Origin of the sequence: Psychrobacillus sp. FSL H8-0484 (assembly GCF_038005325.1) — a bacterium.
Lineage (GTDB): Bacteria > Bacillota > Bacilli > Bacillales_A > Planococcaceae > Psychrobacillus.
The window spans coordinates 2,979,519-2,997,906 of the sequence record NZ_JBBOSZ010000001.1 but is presented as its reverse complement, the minus strand read 5'-3'; the positions used below and the strand labels follow the sequence as shown (position 1 = coordinate 2,997,906).

The window sequence follows — 18,388 nt, the reverse complement described above, 5'->3', positions numbered from 1 at the left end:
CTATGAAAGCGCTTTTATTATAGTGTCAATAATGTAAGGGGGACGTTCCAATGAAACCGATTTATTCTTCTGCAGAGGAAGCGGTAATGGAAATTCGAGATGGTGCAACAATAATGGTCGGTGGTTTCGGTTTGGTAGGAATTCCGGAACAACTAATTCTTGCGCTAGTGGAGAAGGGTGTTAAGGATTTAACTGTCATTTCAAACAACTGTGGAGTCGATGAATGGGGATTAGGGCTTTTATTGAATAACAAACAAATAAAAAAAATGATTGGTTCTTATGTAGGAGAAAATAAAGAATTTGAACGACAAGTATTAGCAGGTGAGATTGAAGTAGAGTTAACTCCTCAAGGAACGCTTGCAGAAAAAATTAGAGCTGGTGGAGCAGGTATCCCAGCATTTTTCACGCCAGCAGGAGTTGGCACACCGATAGCAGATGGAAAAGAGATTCGTATTTTTGATGGGAAAGAGTATGTTTTAGAAGAATCTTTACGTGCAGATTTTGCTCTTATTCGTGCTGCTAAGGCAGATAAATTTGGAAATCTAATCTATAACAAAACAGCACAAAACTTTAATCCAATGATGGCGGCGGCAGGCAAGTTTACAATTGCAGAAGTAGAAGAGATTGTGGAAACAGGGAATTTAGCCCCTTCCACTATTCATACACCAAGCATTTATGTACAAGGACTGTTACAAGCTAAACAAGAAAAACGGATTGAACGATTAATGACACGTTCATAGATGGGAGGTATGTAAAGTGACTTTATCAAGCAGAGAACGAATTGCAATTCGTGCAGAGAAAGAAATTGATGATGGGAATTACGTAAATTTAGGCATTGGTATTCCTACACTAGTTGCCAATTATATCTCACCAAATAAGACGGTAGTGTTGCAATCGGAAAACGGGTTGCTTGGAATTGGGCCGTATCCAACAGAAGAAGAAGTAGATCCAGATTTAATCAATGCTGGGAAAGAAACCGTGACAACGATACCGGGTTCTGCATTCTTCTCAAGTGCGGAATCATTTGCCATGATACGTGGAGGCCATGTCGATGTGGCAATTCTAGGAGGTATGGAGGTTTCTGAAAAAGGAGATCTAGCCAACTGGATGATACCTGGAAAAATGATTAAGGGCATGGGTGGTGCTATGGATTTAGTGCATGGTGCCAAAAAAATTATCGTTATTATGGATCATGTAGCAAAGGATGGTTCACCAAAAATAAAAAAATCATGTTCCCTTCCTTTGACAGGTAAAGGGGTAGTCAACAAAATTATTACGGAACGTGCCACTATTGAAGTGACACCAGAAGGACTTGTACTAAGAGAAGTGTTTGAGGGGTTCACTGTACAAGACATCATTGATTCCACAGAAGCTCCATTAAATGTAGATAATGTGCAAGAAAATGTTAGATTTTAACACATCTTTATAAAACATTCGGGGGGATTTGTTCATGGAAGCATTAAGTATGATCGGCCTTATTGGAGGCTTAGCTTTACTTATAATCTTGACTATGAAAGGTGTAAATATTTTAATAGCAGGACCAATATCTGCATTGCTAGTTGCGTTGACGAGTGGGATGCCGTTATTTAAGCAGCTGGCTGGTGAAGGAGAAGCTGATTTTGTAACAAGTTATATGACAGGTTTTACAGGATTTATAGCGTCCTGGTATATGATGTTCTTACTAGGGGCTGTCTTTGGTAAAGTCATGGAAGATAGCGGAGCAGCAGATTCAGTGTCCAAATGGATTGTCGATAAATTAGGGATGAAATTTGCAGTACTTGCCATCGTTATCGCCTGTGCCGTTCTTACATATGGAGGCGTAAGTCTGTTCGTTGTTGCATTCTCTGTATACCCAATGGCAATTTCATTGTTTAAGCAAGCAGACTTACCACGACGTTTTATTCCAGCGACATTAGCATTAGGTTCAGTTACGTTTACGATGACATCCGCAGGATCTCCTGAAATACAAAACTGGATTCCGATTCAATTTTTAGGAACCAACGCTTATGCAGGGTGGGAAGTAAGTATTATAGTAGCGGCATTTATGGCGATTTTTGGATATTGGTGGCTAAAACGTATTATCCAGGGAGCTGTTAATAAAGGTGAAAGATTTATGGGGCGTGAGACGGACCCGACATTTGATACAACAAGAAGTTTACCGAATCCATTTTTAGCTATGATTCCTTTGCTTGTTGTGTTAGTGATTTCATATATCTTCCATGATAAACTTGCGCAATCAGCCTTGATTATAGCGCTACTTGGAGGAGTTATCGCAACTTATTTTGTAGGCAGAAAGTATTCGAAAGATTTCTGGGAGGCATTTTCAGCAGGTACTGTCGGGGCAATTATTGCAATCGGTAATACTGCAGCTGTTGTTGGATTCGGAGGAGTTGCAAAAAATGTACCTGCATTCACAACTGCTGTTGAAGCAATGACAAATATCCCAGGCTCTCCTTTAATCGGGGCTGCTATTGCGGTATCCGTAATTGCTGGTATGACTGGTTCTTCCTCTGGCGGTCAAACAATCGCTTTACCATTATTGGCACCACATTATATGGATATGGGCGTAAATCCAGAGGCGTTGCATAGGGTAGTCGCTATTTCATCTGGTGCACTTGATTCACTGCCGCACAATGGATACGTTGTAACTACCATTCAATCAATCTGTGGAGAAAAACATAGTGCAGCATATTGGTCCGTTGGAGCAACAACTGTAGTAGTGCCAGCACTAGGAACAGCTATTGCAATTATATTATTCTCGCTTGGTTTAGGTATTTAATTTTTTCAGCCCAAAGAGCTTAATGGCTGATTTTTGGAGGTAAACGTATGGTAAAAGATAGAGTACTTCTCATCACTGGAGCAGCGCAAGGGATAGGGTTTGAAGTTGCGCAGGAATTTTATAAAGCTGGTGCGAAGATTGTTTTAACTGATATTAATGAAGAGAAGGTTAAGGATGCTGCATCATCACTAGGTAATGATGTACTTGGTGTGAAATGTGATGTGACAAACGAAGAAGATATTATCCATTCTATTAATAGAACGTTAGAAGAGTATGGACGAATTGATATATTAATAAATAATGCTGGAATGCAGCACGTTGCAATGCTAGAAGACTTCCCAACAGAACGCTTCGAACTATTAGTGAAAATTATGCTAACAGCTCCATTTGTGGCAATTAAGCATGTTCTCCCACATATGCGTAAGGAAGGCTTTGGAAGAATCATCAATATGGCTTCTATAAATGGTCTAATCGGCTTTGCTGGAAAAGCAGCCTATAATTCTGCCAAGCATGGTGTAATTGGTTTAACAAAAGTTGCTGCACTGGAAACAGCTGCCGATGGAATTACAGTAAACGCAGTTTGCCCAGGATATGTGGATACACCACTTGTACGTAACCAATTCCTGGATCTTGCAAGCACACGTAATGTTCCAGTTGAATCCGTTCTAGAGGAAGTATTATTTCCTTTAGTTCCGCAGAAACGTTTGTTAGATGTAAAGGAAATTGCTGATCTAACCTTATTTTTAGCAAGTGATGCGGCAAAAGGAATGACGGGTCAAGCGGTTGTATTAGATGGTGGATACACGGCGCAATAAAAACTTGCTATTTCATGATATTTCCTCTAAAATACGAAGTAATAGCAAGACGTCGACAAGGATTAGTAAATAGACTGTATTTCTTTAGAGAGCTAACGGTTGGTGAAAGTTAGTGAAATGCCCTATTGAACTCGCCTTAGAGTCTGTATAAGTGAACGAAAAGTAGCTTATACCGTTTTCCGCGTTAAGGAATCAAGTTGAGTGAAGTTTTCACTAATTTGGGTGGTACCGCGTGAGTATATACTCTCGTCCCTTAGTTTTTTAAGGGGCGAGTTTTTTTAATTTGAGGAGGAATTTATAATGAGCTTTAATCATGAAGTAATCGAAAAAAAATGGCAAAATTATTGGAATGAAAACAAGACGTATAAAATGATCGATGACCCTTCGAAACCTAAATTTTATGCATTAGATATGTTCCCATATCCTTCTGGAGTTGGTTTGCACGTTGGTCATCCACTTGGTTATATTGCGACAGACATTTTAAGTGCATTCAAACGTAAGCAAGGCTATAACGTACTTCATCCGATGGGTTGGGATGCTTTCGGACTTCCTGCAGAGCAGTATGCAATCGATACGGGTAACGACCCTGCAGAATTTACAGCAAAGAATATCGCTACATTTAAACGCCAAATGACAGATCTTGGTTTTTCATTTGACTGGGATAGAGAAGTAAATACGACTGATCCATCTTACTATAAATGGACGCAATGGATTTTTATCCAGCTCTACAAAAAAGGGTTAGCTTATGTTGATGAAGTGCCAGTAAACTGGTGTCCTGCATTAGGAACTGTTTTGGCAAATGAAGAAGTAATAGATGGATTATCAGAGCGTGGGGGACATCCAGTAGAACGCCGCCCAATGCGTCAATGGGTGCTTCGTATAACTGCTTATGCAGATAGACTTTTAGAAGATTTAGATGACCTTGACTGGCCAGAAAGCTTAAAAGAAATGCAACGTAACTGGATTGGCCGTTCAGAAGGTGCTGAGCTAGACTTTGAAGTAGACGGCACGAATGAATCGTTCCGTGCTTTTACAACTCGCCCAGATACTATTTTTGGTGCAACTTACGCAGTATTGGCGCCAGAACATAAGCTAGTAGATGCGATTACGACTACTGAACAGATGGATGCAGTGCAAGCTTATAAAGATCAAGTAAAACTGAAAAGTGATTTAGAGCGTACCGACCTTGCAAAACATAAGACAGGTGTATTCACTGGAGCTTATGCAATCAATCCGGTAAGCGGAGAAAAAATGCCTATTTGGATTGCTGATTATGTATTGGCGACATACGGAACAGGTGCAATTATGGCAGTTCCCGCACATGATGAGCGTGATTATGAATTTGCAAAACAATTCGACTTACCAATTGTAGAAGTTGTTTCTGGTGGAAGTATCGAGGAAGCAGCTTATACAGAAGATGGTACACTTATTAACTCAGACTTCTTAAATGGTTTAAACAAAGAACAAGCGATTGCCAAAGCAATTGAATGGTTTGAAGCAAACGGAAAAGGTGAAAAGAAAATTACGTATCGTCTACGCGACTGGTTATTTAGCCGCCAACGCTATTGGGGTGAACCAATTCCAATTATTCATTGGGAAGATGGCACTTCAACAGCAGTAGATGAATCCGAACTACCACTAATGTTGCCAGTAACAACGGATATTAAGCCAAGTGGAACAGGTGAATCACCACTAGCAAATATTACAGAATGGGTAAACGTTGTAGACCCAGTAACAGGGAAAAAAGGACGTCGTGAAACTAATACGATGCCACAATGGGCAGGTAGCTGCTGGTATTACTTACGTTATATCGATCCTAACAATGACGAAGCGCTAATTGATCCAGAACTAGTGAAACGCTGGCTTCCTGTCGATATTTATGTAGGTGGAGCAGAGCATGCTGTATTGCATTTATTGTACGCGCGTTTCTGGCATAAATTCCTTTATGACATTGGTGTTGTCACAACGAAAGAGCCATTCCAAAAGCTATTTAACCAAGGCATGATTCTTGGGGAGAATAACGAAAAAATGTCTAAATCAAAAGGAAATGTAGTGAATCCGGATGATATCGTGAAAAGTCATGGTGCCGATTCTCTTCGTTTATATGAAATGTTCATGGGACCACTTGATTCTTCTAAACCATGGTCCACAAACGGACTTGACGGATCAAGAAGATTCCTAGATCGCATTTGGCGTTTGTTGGTCGATGAGAATGGGAAGCTTAGCGCTAAAGTTAGTGATACTTCCTCGGAAAATATGGAAAAAGCGTATCACCAAACAGTCAAAAAAGTGACAGAAGACTATGAAGCAATGCATTATAATACTGCTATTTCACAAATGATGGTATTCATTAATGAAGGATATAAAGCAGAACGTATCGCAAAAGAGTATGTAGAAGGATTTGTGAAACTAATTTCTCCAATCGTACCGCATATTGCAGAAGAGCTTTGGAGTATTTTGGGTCATGAGGATACAATTACGTATGAAGCATGGCCAACGTTTGATGAGTCAAAATTAGTGGACAATGAAGTGGAAATTCCTGTACAAATTAAAGGGAAAGTACGCGCGAAGTTACTTGTTGCTAAAGATGCTACTAAAGATGAATTGGAAGCATTAGCGCTTGCTTCGGAACAAGTTCAACAATGGCTTGAAGGGCAAGAAGTGAAGAAAATCATTGCAATCCCAGGTAAAATGGTGAATATCGTTATCTGATAAAACAAAAGCTGCTTAGTCTCTAATTTTGAGATTAAGCAGCTTTTTACTATTTAATTGTATCTATAAACGCTTGAATTAATTGATCTCCTTGCTCTGTTCCAATAGATTCTGGATGAAATTGAAGTCCATAAATTGGGTAGTCTCGATGCTTAATGGCCATAATTTCCTTGTCATCTTCTGCTCTAGCAAGTACTTCTAATTTGTCACTTAATGTTTGCTCGTCAATGACAAGTGAATGATAACGCATAACAGAAAATGGTTCGTTCAACTGCGCGAATAAGGATGAGTGATTATGTTCAACCGTTGATAACTTTCCGTGCATGATGGTTTTGGCCTGTATAATATCTGCCCCAAATGCTGCTCCAATGGATTGATGGCCTAAACAGATTCCGAGGATTGGATACTTTTCATGTAGTTGTTGAATTACTTCGATCGATATACCAGCCTCTGAAGGATTCCCAGGGCCAGGAGATATAATTATCGCTTCAGGTTGTAGATTTTCAATTTCTTCGATTGTTATGGCGTCATTTCGCACTACTTGTACTTCTTTACCAAGGCTACTCACTTGTTGAAATAAATTATACGTAAAGGAATCGTAATTATCGATTAACAAAATCATCGTTGCACCTCCAGAAGTGCTTTCGCCTTATTCAATGTTTCTTCGTATTCACTTTGCGGTACGGAATCATACACAATTCCTGCTCCTGCTTGAACATGTGCTTGATGATCTTTTACAACCATCGTACGAATAGCAAGGGCTAAATCCATGTCACCAGTTACGGAGATATAGCCGACAGCTCCTGCATAAACACCACGTTTCGTATTTTCTAACTGATTAATGATTTGCATCGCTCGGATTTTTGGCGCACCAGAAACAGTTCCTGCTGGCAAACATGCAGTTAACACATCTAATACATGAGTGTCTTTTTTTAAACGGCCAGTTACTTCTGAGACGATATGCATGACATATTTATAGTATTCTATTTTCATATATTTTTGGATTTTTACAGAGCCAATTTCTGAAATACGACCAATATCATTGCGTCCAAGATCAACTAACATACGATGTTCCGCAATTTCTTTTTCGTCGTTCAGCAATTCTCTTGCTATTTGTGCATCCTCCTTAGGCGTTTTTCCACGAGGCTTCGTACCAGCAATCGGATTAGTTGTGACTAATCTATTATTTACCTTTACTAAGCTCTCAGGTGAAGTGCCTAATATCGTATATGTCTCAAAGTCCATATAAAACATATAGGGAGATGGATTGGAAGTGCGTAACTTACGATAAAGTGTAAATGGATTTCCTTCAAAGGGAGAAGTAAATCGTTGCGATAATACTATTTGAAATACATCGCCTTTCACAATATGCTCTTTTGCTTTTTCGACCATTTGTACAAATGCTGTCTCGTCAATCATTGGTTGAAATGAAAGCATTGCTTCCGTTTCATCTTCATGAATAAGACCTTTTTGTAAATCAGAACAGATGAATTCAATTGCATCGGACATTTCCTTCTGTGTCCGACCTTTTTGGAATAGATCAATTGCCGCAACCGTTACTGTTTGCTTTAAATGATCATACACAACAAACGTATCGTAAAACATTAGATGGATATCTGGCATTTCTAATTCATCTCGCAATAGTTCCCCGATTTTCTCACTATAAAAAGCAGTTTCATAACCAAAATAACCTATCGCTCCTCCAAAGAAAGAAAAGGGATAGCTTTCCTCATGAAAAGGTATCATACCTTTTAATTTTTCTAAAATAGAACCTGTTCCTTTTTCTAATTGTTCTCCAGTTACTTGTAGAGTATATCCTGACTGATCCCCAATTATTTCTGCAATTGGATTTAACGCAATAAATGAATAACGTCCACTTTCCTCATGCTTAGCAGATGATTCAAATAACATCTTTTTCTTTCCATTTAAGGAATGATAAATGGAAATGGGCGTCATCATATCCCCTTGGATTTCTTTCATTTCAAAGCTTCTCGTCTCAACTGTCATAACTCAGCTCTCCTTCTCTCTGCTCGTCTCTACTTGTATTCATTTGGCGTTTGGTCACCAGCTGAATAATGTTAAAAGAATACAAAAAGGCCCTCCATCGTAAAGGACGGAGGGCCGTGGTGCCACCTTTATTGATTACTATTGTAATCCTCTTAATTGCAAACTAACATTTGCGAGTCTTATAACGTAGACGGACGCCAAAGCCTACTAACATGTTCAGCCTTGGAGCTCAGAAGCCCATTCACTATATGTTTCGCACTGACTTGCACCAACCGTCAGCTCTCTAGCGCGTTACATAAAGTTACTATCCTTCGTCATTGCTTATTAAAGCCAATTGTATGATAAATAGTGTTAAAATTCAATTTTTATTTTAAAGATAGTTAACAAAGAGCAACATCTTCTAAAAATAGTGCGCAATAATGTGATTCTATTAGTTACCGCTAGGATTTAGCGCTCTGGCGTTCGCGAGCGACGAGCCTCCTCGGGCAAACACGATGTTGGTCATGAAGGCGTTGCCTCAGGAAGAGGCGCCCTTAGCCTTCCTTCCTATCTCGCGCTAGGTGCGGGGTCTCGTCTGTCTCACTTTCTGAGCAAGATCTCACGCCGCCGCGCAAAATCCAATAATAGTTAATATTTTTAAAAAATAAAAACCAATAAATGGTTGAACAAGACAAAACAAGTTACGAACGCGACAAATTACCCTTCGAACAAGACAAAGCCCATCTCGAAAGAGACAAACCGACCGCTGAACGCGACAAAACCATTCAGTCAGATGCTGTCTTACGCATTATTTCTATATTGTATCACGGCTGTTGATTATCCAATTTCATCCATTAAAATAACACTTGAAATGCGCAAGGATTCCATTTTGCACTTGTACGTTTTTGGTTCGCTTTGTACGAAAGGATCACTACATCATTATCGAAAAAATGCGGAGGGATGCGACTTTGTCGCATCCCTCCGCATCAAGAAATTTCGATAATGGTGTAGAACTCGTTCAGTTCCAAGTACTCCAAAAGCATCTATACATATAGTTCCTAGTGTGTTATCACCATTTTAATAAGCAATTTAATGGGTACTTTTGGTTAATCAACACGTGTGATATTGCATATAAGTTAGCGGGTAAATCAATTAGCTAGCGCAGCGCTCATGCCAGCAATTTTGCCAGTTACAAGCGCAGAAGTAATATTATAACCACCAGTATACCCATGAATATCCAAAATTTCTCCGCAGAAATAGAGTCCAGCTTTTTTCTTGGAAGCCATAGTTTTCGGTTCAATTTCTTTAATAGATACACCGCCACCAGTGACAAAGGCTTTTTCAAGTGGTTGTGTTCCATAGACGCTTACTGTAAATTGTTTCAACAAATGTGCAAAAGATCTAATTTTTTCATGAGCAAGGTTTTGTCCATCTTCATTTTCTGGAATACCAGCTTTTTGCAATAAAAATAAAAGCCATCTTTCTGGAACGAGACCTTTCCAAACATTTTTCAGGGCTTTTTTCGGTTCTTCTTTAATAGAAGAGAGAAGCGCTTGAAAAGTTTGTTCTTCGTTTAGATCTGGCAAATTATCAATGCGCACCTGTACTGGTTGGCCTCCATTTTTCTTCAGTTCTTTTACAACGAATTGGCTACAACGTAAAATAGCGGGGCCGCTTAGCCCAAAATGGGTGAATAACATGTCCATTTGATGGGTAATAATGGCTTTTCCTTTTTTATTTAATACTGAAACGGCTACATCTCTTAGTGCAAGACCTTGTAGTTCTTTCGATTTAATAAAAGGCTCATTTGATAATAAAGGAACTTCTGTTGGATATAAATCTGTAACCGTGTGTCCTGCTTTTTCCGCCCATGGATAGCCATCCCCAGTCGAACCCGTTTGTGGAACTGCTTTTCCACCAACTGCTACTACGACAGCACCTGCGACAATTTCTTCGCCTGTAGCTAGTCGTACACCAATTATTTTTTCATCATTCATCAAAAGTTTGGAAACTGGAGAACTCAATTTTATTTCCACATGCAGTCGTTTTAACTCATCAAGTAGTGCATTCACGACATCCATTGCTTTGTTAGAGACAGGGAACATTCTCCCATGATCTTCTTCTTTTAAAGGAACTCCTAAATTTTCAAAAAACGCAATAATATCTTCATTGTTAAAAACGGAAAACGGACTGAATAGAAATCTTCCGTTTCCAGGAATGTTTTTTACGATTTCTTCTTGAGGGAGCCTGTTTGTGACATTACAACGACCGCCTCCAGATATAGCAAGCTTTTTCCCAAGCTTTGTTCCTTTTTCAACTAGCAATACTTTTTTGTTTTCTGCACCTGCGGCAGCTGCGGCCATTAATCCTGAGGGACCCCCACCTATTACAATAACGTCATACATAAATAAAATCACACTTTCACTTTTTTCTTTATTATACATCATTGTGGTTTTGTTTCGACAGATGTACACTGTAGAGTAGACATTTTTATAAGATTGGGCGGGTTAGATGGCATCGAATTTATTAAAAGGGACAATGATCTTAACGGTTGGTCTCTTATTATCTAGAATACTAGGTGTGCTTTATGTTATTCCTTTGTATCAAATTGTTGGGGAGAAGTATATGGCGCTGTATCAATACGCGTATGTACCATATTCGATAATGCTTGCGATAGCCGTTTCTGGAATTCCTATTGCAGTTTCTAAGTTTGTTTCAAAATATAATGCATTAGGCGATTATGCCACTGGAAGAAAGCTAGTTAAATCAAGTATGGTTTTAATGAGCATAACAGGTATTTTAGGCTTCATAGTTTTATATTCATTGGCTGAACCTATAGCTCAACTTGTCATAAAAAATGATGAGTCCTTTTTTACGATAAAAGATGTAGCAAGTGTCATTAAGTATGTCAGTTTTGCCGTTATTATAGTTCCTTTAATGAGTTTAATTAGGGGCTTTTTCCAAGGGTATCAACATATGACTCCTACAGCTATTTCTCAATTACTAGAGCAGATTGTGCGAATTCTATTTGTTCTAGTGGGAGCATTTTTTGTCATTAAGGTCTTTAATGGGACAGAGAAGACAGCAATCTCTTTTGCTGTATTTGCCGCATTTATAGGGGCAATCGCAGGTCTAATTATTCTATATTGGTATTGGAAGAAATTGAAGCCAGAGTTTAATGATCTACTTACTAGTAGCGGTAATGTTACTTCGAATGTTTCTTTAAAAGAAATTTATAAGGAAATTCTAATATATACAGTACCATTTGCTTTAGTTGGAATAATTAATCCATTATTTCAATTTATTGATATGATTACATTTAATCGTGCAATGTTGATGATTGGCAAAACAGCTGACATATCCAACACATATTTAGGAATGCTCAACATGTATACCCATAAAATTGTGATGATTCCTGTTATGCTAGCTACAGGCTTTTCCATGACGTTAATTCCGTTAATTACAAGTTATTACGCAAAACAAGATTTCGGGCAAGTGAGAAAATCATTAGACCAATCATTCCAAATATTGTTATTTTTAACTTTACCAGCAGCATTAGGCATTTCTGTTTTAGCAAATGAATTTTATCATGTGTTTTACGAGCAAAGTGACACTGGAGCTACGGTTCTTGCACATTACGCTCCTGTAGCTATATTATTTGCGCTCTACCCAGTAACGACTTCGATTTTACAAGGAATTGATCGTCAGAAGCTAATTATATTAAATTTATTATTAGGAATTCTAACGAAACTTGTTCTAAATACTCCACTTATAAAAACATTTGAAACGGATGGAGCTATTTTAGCCACAGCATGTGGATATATTGTAGCTATCAGTTTAAATATGTTTGCCATACGAAAAACGTTACATTATAAATCTAATATGGTAATGAGAAGAATTTTTCTCATCATGGTTGTCAATGTTGGAATGCTATGTCTTGTATTTATTGTGAAGTGGGGCTTAGAAAAAGTCTTTTCAATTGATAACAAGTTTGAAGCCTTATTAGTAATTATTGTATGCGCATCTATAGGAGCAGCTTTTTATGGTTTTGTAACTTTGCGACTAGGACTCGCTCAAAAGTTATTTGGGGAAAGGCTTACAAGGTTCACGAAAAAAATAGGTTTTTAGGAGAATAAAATGCGATTAGATAAATTTCTAGCTCATATGGGCTTTGGAACAAGAAGAGAAGTAAAAGGACTAGTTAAGTCAAAGGCAATTCAAGTAAATGATGTCGCTGTGAAAGATAGCTCCATGCATGTCAATGAGCTTACAGATCAAGTAACTGTTTACGGAGAAATTGTGGAATATAAGGAATTTATTTATTTAATGATGAATAAACCAGCAGGAGTTATTTCTGCAACAGAAGATTCAAGAGATCAAACGGTTATTGATCTCTTAGACGATGATGTACGTCATTTCGAGCCTTATCCAGTTGGAAGACTTGATAAAGATACAGTAGGTTTACTTTTATTAACTAACGACGGTGCTTTAACGCATCGTCTTTTGTCTCCGAATAAGGATGTGCCAAAAGTATATTTTGCACAAGTAGAGGGCATAGTAAACGAAGCAGATATAGAAGCCTTTAAAGTTGGCGTCACATTAGATGATGGTTACCACACGAAACCTGGTTTACTACGTATTATTAGTAGTGGTCCAATCTCCGAAATTGAATTAACAATTACAGAGGGAAAATTCCATCAGGTGAAAAGAATGTTTGAGGCTGTTGGAAAAAAAGTAGTTTATTTAAAAAGACTTTCTATGGGTTCATTAAAGCTAGACGAATCCTTGCCAGAAGGAACATACAGAGAGCTAACGGAAGAAGAATTAGAACTAATACAGTAAAAGAATGACCTTGCTAATGCAAGGTCATTCTTTTCATATGGTTGAAGCTCTAGGATGTAAGTTTAACTCGTTTATTCGTCGTGGTCCATTTACCTCGTGTTGGGCTAATAATTAGGTCATTAAAAGCAAGTACATTCAAGTCTCTTTGAATAGTTCGAGGAGTGATGCCAAATTCATCGACCAAATCTTGAGTTGTAACAGTTCCGTTATCTCGGATGAACATATACATATCTTTAATTCGAGTGAGCATCCGATCAGTAGTAGGTTTCAAAAGTAACCACTCCTTCATCATCATATCTCGTGGCAGGACTAGCGGACGACTTGGGTGAAAAGCAACAAAGTAATTGCAATTTACAGCCCCTTTACTATATTGTTAGTCAGTACTTTATTATCTGACAATTTAATTATAGTAGATTTTCATTAAAAATTCTATAAAAAACACTTAATTTACAAAGGTTTAATAATAAATAGTGACAATTTTTTAAAAGACGTACTATTAAAATAAGTGTAAAATAGCTATATATCTTATATCGAAGGAGATTTGCATATGAATTGGTTAGAACGTGCAGAAGAGAAAAAAGAGGACATTATTGCAGAATTACAAAGCCTCATACAAATTCCAAGTGTGTTACAAACTGATCTGGCTACCTCTGATATGCCATTTGGGCCTAAACCTTTAGAAGCGTTACTTCATATGCTTCGAGAAGGAGACAAAGCTGGATTTAGAACGAAAAATATTGAGAATATGGCCGGACATATCGAAATGGGAGATGGAGAAGAAATTCTTGGTATCCTTTGTCATGTAGATGTAGTACCGGAAGGGAAGGGCTGGACATATCCTCCATTTGAAGGCGTCGTAGCTGACGATAAAGTGTATGGCCGAGGTGCAATTGATGATAAAGGGCCGACCATTGCTGCATGGATGGCAATGAAACTAGTAAAAGAAGCAGGAATTGAGCTTTCTAAAAAAGTGCGTCTTATTATTGGTACGGATGAAGAAAGTGGTTTCCGTTGTGTAAAACGGTATTTTGAAGAAGAGCAAATGCCGGAAATAGGGTTTGCCCCTGACGCAGATTTTCCTATTATCAACGCGGAAAAAGGAATAGCCGATTTGATTTTTACACAAACAGGTTCAACTGAGACAGAAACGATTCAATTTTTCCAAGCTGGAAAAAGAACAAATATGGTTCCAGATGAAGCATTTGCATATGTTTTTGGAGGAGCACACACAATAAAACAAAAATTTAATGAATTTGCTAAAGAGCACGGTATTACTGGGGAAGTTGTGCAGGAAGGTCCCGTAGTAAAAGTATTAGTACACGGGAAATCGGCACATGCAATGGAACCTAACGACGGGATAAATGCTGGAATTTTACTTGCAAAGTTTTTAAAAACCATTAGCTTAACTCCACACTCTAAAGCATTTGTCGAATTTTTAGTAACAGCATTCGGAGAGGAGAGTAGAGGGCACGCTTTATCATTAAACTTTGCAGATGAAGTGTCTGGTGAAACTACTCTAAATCCGGGTGTTATTCATTATGCTCCAGAGCAAGGGTCATGTACGCAAGTAAGCTTACGATATTCAGTTACCTATCCATTCGAAGAAAAATTAAGTGCTTGTAGAGAAATAATTCAAAATACAGGCATTACGCTGGATCTTGGGTCTAATTCTGAGCCACATTATGTCGATAAAGAGGATATACTCATAACGACTTTACAAAAAGTATATGAAAGACAAACAGGACAAGAAGCGAAGCTACTTTCCATTGGTGGCGGGACATATGCACGTGTTCTGAAAAAGGGTGTAGCATTTGGAATGCTTTTCCCTGGAAGAAAAGATGTAGCACATCAAGTGGATGAATTTGTGGATATTGAAGACTTAATAAAGGCAACAGCAATTTATGCAGATGCAATAGTAGAACTAGCAGGGAAAAATTAAACTAGGGGGAATTAGTAATGAAGATCTTATGGAATGATCAAATTGTGGATGAAAAAGAAGTGAAGATTGGTTACGAGGATCGTGGCTATCAATTTGGTGATGGCATCTATGAAGTAATAAAAATTTATAATGCTGATGTATTTACTGCCACAGAGCATATTGACCGATTATATGCTAGTGCAGATAAAATTCAACTAGTCATTCCATATACAAAAGATGTTTTGCACAAAATGCTCCACGAATTAATCGAAATAAATGAAGTACAAAACGGACATATTTATTTGCAAGTGACACGAGGCACAAGTCCAAGACAGCATAATTTTCCGTTGCCAGTAGTGGAGAGCGTATTAACTGCTTATACGAAAGAAACAACTCGTCCGCTAGCCGAACTAGAAAATGGAGTAAAAGTATGTTTTGTAGAAGATGTTCGATGGCTACGTTGTGATATTAAGTCATTAAATCTTTTAGGAAATGTCCTTGCTAAACAAGAAGCTGTTAGTAAAAACTGCTATGAGGCAATACAGCATCGTGGAGAAATCATAACAGAAGGTTCTTCTTCTAACGTCTACGGGATTAAAGATGGAGTGCTTTATACGCATCCTGTGAGCAATTTAATCTTAAATGGTATAACAAGAAAAGTTATTTTAGATTGCTGCCAAGAAGTAGGTATCCAAGTTGTGGAAGAAGCGTTTACAAAAGAGCAAGCATTAGAAATGGATGAGTTCATCATGTCCTCTACAAATGCAGAAGTAATGCCCATTATTTCAATCGATGGACATATGATTGGAAATGGTAAAAGAGGGGAATGGACTGAAAAGCTGCAACAAGCTTTTGAGAAAAAAATTCCTGCAACTCTGGAAGTATGAAATCCCATTACTTTTTAGGTATTAAAGTTCCGCCCTCTATTGCCAAATCTATCGTGGAAGCAAGAGATAAAACAAATTTGCGAGAGACACATAAAACTTTGCCAGTGGCAGAGGATTTGCATATTACCCTTTTTTATGTAGGAGCAATAGAACAAGCTGTATTAGAGCCAATTATCCAGTCGTTCCAAAAGATCGATTGGAGCTCTTTTATTTTAACAACCGCAGGACTTGAACATTTTGGAAATGATCTTACACCTAGAGTGGTGTATATAGGGTTAGAAGAAAGTGATTCTTTAAATCATTTACAGCAAGATGTAATGCAAAAAATTACTAATGTCATCGAAATAAATACTTCAAAAGACTTTCATGCTCATATAACAATTGCTAAAAAATGGTCATCCACAGCATCGCTCTTAATAGATGACTTCCTATTGACTAAAGAATCTTTCGAGGTTAGCAAATTTTCTATATTTAAAATAAATCCAACTAGAATACCTCGTTACGAGGAAGTTGGTTCAATACAGTGTAGGAGGGTATAAAGGAATGGCCCAACTCGTCAAGCTTCAAGATTATGTTTCTCGATATCAAATAGATTTGAAAAGATATCCAACTCAATTTGTTCGACTAAAACAGCAACAGTGGGAGCGAACAAAAGGAGAATGGGAAAAGGGAACACTCGATTCTTCTTGGATGGAACAAGAAGAAGTGGAAGAGGAAGAATTAGCTGAAAAGAAGTCATTTTTTTCAAAGTTTTTTACACGTACTAAGGTAGAAATGGAACAAGAGGAAGTTTGGGAAGAACATGAATTACTAGAAGAAAATTCAATCCCCGAAGAGTCCACCACCCTTCATTTTCAACCGAATATTGTGTATAATCCACAGTCAATAGAAGAGTTAAAACGAATGTATTTAGATCAACTTTTTCATTTTCAGTTAAAGTGGGCAAGCTCAACGTTGCGTGAAAAGTCTTATGTGGATCCGAAGTTTATGCGTGATACATTATTGCGGTCTCTGACACTTCGTCTCCCAGATAATTATTTTTTGTTTTATTATCCTATATTAAAGATAAAGCAAGCTCCTGTTGAACTGGAAGTAATCATTATTTTACCAACCGAAATTCTATGTCTTGTTGTACTAGAGGCAAATGATTTAGATGCTTTTATAGGTAGTAGTGATCGGTTTTGGCTGCGAAAAAGTGGCAAGGAGGAGAAAAAAATATTAAGCCCAATGATCGGCTTGAATAGAATGGAATCAATCTTAATGCAAATATTTAAGAAAGAAGATATAGACTTACCTATTAGAAAAGTCGTTCTATCAAGAAATGGTTATATTGATTATCCCGGTGCTTCATTTAACACCCAATTTGTTGATACTAGAAATTTTCCCGAGTGGTTTATGGCATTAAAATCCTCTCCTTCTCCTATGAAGCATATGCAGTTTAAGGCTGCTCAATCTATACTTGAGCTAGCGCAAACAACATCTTATTCTAGAGCAGGATGGGATGTAGATAGTGAGGAAAAAAATGAATAAAGTGGTCTTTATCCTCAATGAACATGCTGGCAATGGTCGATCCAAAAAAGTATGGGATTCCTGGAGGGGTAAAGTAACTTTCCCTTACACATTTTGTGTAACAGAGTACAGTGGACATGCAACGGAAATAACGAGGCAATGTGCTATAGAAAATCAGGAGCCACTCTTAATTGTTGCTATTGGTGGAGACGGAACCGTTCATGAAATAATCTCAGGAGCTACCGGTTATGAACATGTTCGAGTTGGAGTTATTTCTGCAGGAAGTGGAAATGATTTTGGTCGGACTTTTTCTGTATTTCAGTCCATCGAACAGTTAGAAGCGTATACATACGAAAAATATGATTTAGGTAAACTAACAAACGAGCGATCTACCTACAATTTTGTCAACAATGCTGGCTTTGGCTTCGATGCGAAGGTGGTATATTCTTCAAATAATTCCAAATGGAAAAAGTGGTTAAATGCATTTGGATTAGGTAAAATAACGTACATACTTTATGTTGTAAAAGAATTGCTAGTTTTTCAAACTTTTTCGTTCTCTTTACTTACGAAAGAAGATACGTTAAAGTTTGATGATGTTTGGTTTATTGTCGTTTGTAATCAAGCGTATTTTGGTGGAGGTATGAAAATTTCACCAAGTTCGCTACCTAACGATCAATTAATTGAAATGACAGTTGTCCATAAGTTAGCTAGATGGAAATTACTGTTCATTTTTGGGACAGTTTTTTTCGGTAAACACACTAAATACAAAGAAGTAAAACAACTTCAAGCTAAGGATTTTACTATTCGTATGCATGAGAAAGTTTATGGCCATGTAGACGGGGAATTCTCTTGTGTAACAGAGCAAGAACAGTGTTTTTCTTTTTCGGTTCAACCGAAAGCTTGGAATTTAGCAAAACCATTAAGAAGCAAAAGGAGTTAA

16 protein-coding genes and 2 other annotated features are annotated in these 18,388 nt (G+C 37.8%); of the genes, 12 read left to right on the top strand and 4 right to left on the bottom strand.

Going from position 1 to position 18,388, the window contains the following annotated elements; translation table 11 throughout:
* The first annotated feature begins 50 nt into the window (after window positions 1–50).
* From MHH81_RS14525 to leuS, 5 genes are all read left to right on the top strand, one after another.
* Window positions 51–740, top strand: coding sequence for a CoA transferase subunit A (locus tag MHH81_RS14525; protein ID WP_340922449.1), 690 nt, complete (start codon window positions 51–53; stop codon window positions 738–740).
* Window positions 741–756: 16 nt separating this feature from the next.
* The gene (locus MHH81_RS14520) at window positions 757–1,416 is read left to right on the top strand and encodes a 3-oxoacid CoA-transferase subunit B (RefSeq protein WP_340922447.1); all 660 of its coding nucleotides are present in this window, start codon (window positions 757–759) and stop codon (window positions 1,414–1,416) included.
* A 34-nt stretch (window positions 1,417–1,450) separates the two neighbouring features.
* The gene (locus MHH81_RS14515) at window positions 1,451–2,779 is read left to right on the top strand and encodes a GntP family permease (protein WP_340922445.1); all 1,329 of its coding nucleotides are present in this window, start codon (window positions 1,451–1,453) and stop codon (window positions 2,777–2,779) included.
* 47 nt (window positions 2,780–2,826) lie between these two features.
* The gene (locus tag MHH81_RS14510) at window positions 2,827–3,594 is read left to right on the top strand and encodes a 3-hydroxybutyrate dehydrogenase (protein WP_340922443.1); all 768 of its coding nucleotides are present in this window, start codon (window positions 2,827–2,829) and stop codon (window positions 3,592–3,594) included.
* Window positions 3,595–3,637: 43 nt separating this feature from the next.
* Window positions 3,638–3,851, top strand: a binding site (T-box leader).
* Window positions 3,852–3,894: 43 nt separating this feature from the next.
* Window positions 3,895–6,306, top strand: coding sequence for a leucine--tRNA ligase (gene leuS / locus MHH81_RS14505; protein ID WP_340922441.1), 2,412 nt, complete (start codon window positions 3,895–3,897; stop codon window positions 6,304–6,306).
* A gap of 49 nt (window positions 6,307–6,355) precedes the next feature.
* Here leuS and MHH81_RS14500 read toward each other — a convergent pair whose 3' ends face one another.
* The 3 genes from MHH81_RS14500 to MHH81_RS14490 all read right to left on the bottom strand — a co-directional run bounded on the left by MHH81_RS14500 (window position 6,356) and on the right by MHH81_RS14490 (window position 10,697).
* Window positions 6,356–6,928 (bottom strand): anthranilate synthase component II, encoded by a 573-nt coding sequence (locus tag MHH81_RS14500; protein ID WP_340922439.1) that lies wholly within the window; start codon window positions 6,926–6,928, stop codon window positions 6,356–6,358.
* Window positions 6,925–8,313, bottom strand: coding sequence for an anthranilate synthase component I (gene trpE / locus MHH81_RS14495; RefSeq protein ID WP_340922437.1), 1,389 nt, complete (start codon window positions 8,311–8,313; stop codon window positions 6,925–6,927). The genes MHH81_RS14500 and trpE overlap by 4 nt, the downstream gene beginning before the upstream one ends.
* A 99-nt stretch (window positions 8,314–8,412) precedes the next feature.
* Window positions 8,413–8,640, bottom strand: a binding site (T-box leader).
* 800 nt (window positions 8,641–9,440) lie between these two features.
* A complete protein-coding gene (locus MHH81_RS14490) occupies window positions 9,441–10,697 on the bottom strand; it encodes a BaiN/RdsA family NAD(P)/FAD-dependent oxidoreductase (RefSeq protein WP_340925262.1) in 1,257 nt (418 codons plus the stop codon).
* Between the two features lie 106 nt (window positions 10,698–10,803).
* On the opposite strand from MHH81_RS14490, the gene MHH81_RS14485 reads away from it, so the two are divergent.
* Window positions 10,804–12,420, top strand: a complete 1,617-nt coding sequence (locus MHH81_RS14485) for a putative polysaccharide biosynthesis protein (protein ID WP_340922435.1) — start codon at window positions 10,804–10,806, stop codon at window positions 12,418–12,420.
* Between the two features lie 9 nt (window positions 12,421–12,429).
* On the top strand, window positions 12,430–13,134 hold the full coding sequence (locus MHH81_RS14480) for a pseudouridine synthase (RefSeq protein WP_340922433.1): 705 nt from the start codon (window positions 12,430–12,432) through the stop codon (window positions 13,132–13,134).
* A 49-nt stretch (window positions 13,135–13,183) separates the two neighbouring features.
* Here MHH81_RS14480 and MHH81_RS14475 read toward each other — a convergent pair whose 3' ends face one another.
* Window positions 13,184–13,405 carry a DeoR family transcriptional regulator gene (locus tag MHH81_RS14475; RefSeq protein ID WP_340922431.1) on the bottom strand — a complete coding sequence of 74 codons (222 nt, stop codon included), beginning with the start codon at window positions 13,403–13,405 and terminating at the stop codon, window positions 13,184–13,186.
* A 276-nt stretch (window positions 13,406–13,681) separates the two neighbouring features.
* Here MHH81_RS14475 and pepV point away from each other — a divergent pair, with 276 nt between their 5' ends.
* From pepV to MHH81_RS14450, 5 genes are read left to right on the top strand one after another with little or no spacing between them, the layout of a single operon-like run.
* Window positions 13,682–15,073 carry a dipeptidase PepV gene (gene pepV, locus MHH81_RS14470; protein ID WP_340922428.1) on the top strand — a complete coding sequence of 464 codons (1,392 nt, stop codon included), beginning with the start codon at window positions 13,682–13,684 and terminating at the stop codon, window positions 15,071–15,073.
* Window positions 15,074–15,090: 17 nt separating this feature from the next.
* Complete coding sequence (gene dat, locus MHH81_RS14465) at window positions 15,091–15,939, top strand: D-amino-acid transaminase (RefSeq protein ID WP_340922426.1); 849 nt, start codon at window positions 15,091–15,093, stop codon at window positions 15,937–15,939.
* Window positions 15,936–16,478: an RNA 2',3'-cyclic phosphodiesterase gene (thpR, locus tag MHH81_RS14460; RefSeq protein ID WP_340922424.1), complete on the top strand. Its 543-nt coding sequence runs from the start codon at window positions 15,936–15,938 to the stop codon at window positions 16,476–16,478. The genes dat and thpR overlap by 4 nt, the downstream gene beginning before the upstream one ends.
* 4 nt (window positions 16,479–16,482) lie before the next feature.
* Complete coding sequence (locus MHH81_RS14455; protein WP_340922423.1) at window positions 16,483–17,469, top strand: nuclease-related domain-containing protein; 987 nt, start codon at window positions 16,483–16,485, stop codon at window positions 17,467–17,469.
* Window positions 17,462–18,388 carry a diacylglycerol/lipid kinase family protein gene (locus MHH81_RS14450; protein WP_340922421.1) on the top strand — a complete coding sequence of 309 codons (927 nt, stop codon included), beginning with the start codon at window positions 17,462–17,464 and terminating at the stop codon, window positions 18,386–18,388. Before MHH81_RS14455 ends, MHH81_RS14450 begins: the two co-directional genes overlap by 8 nt.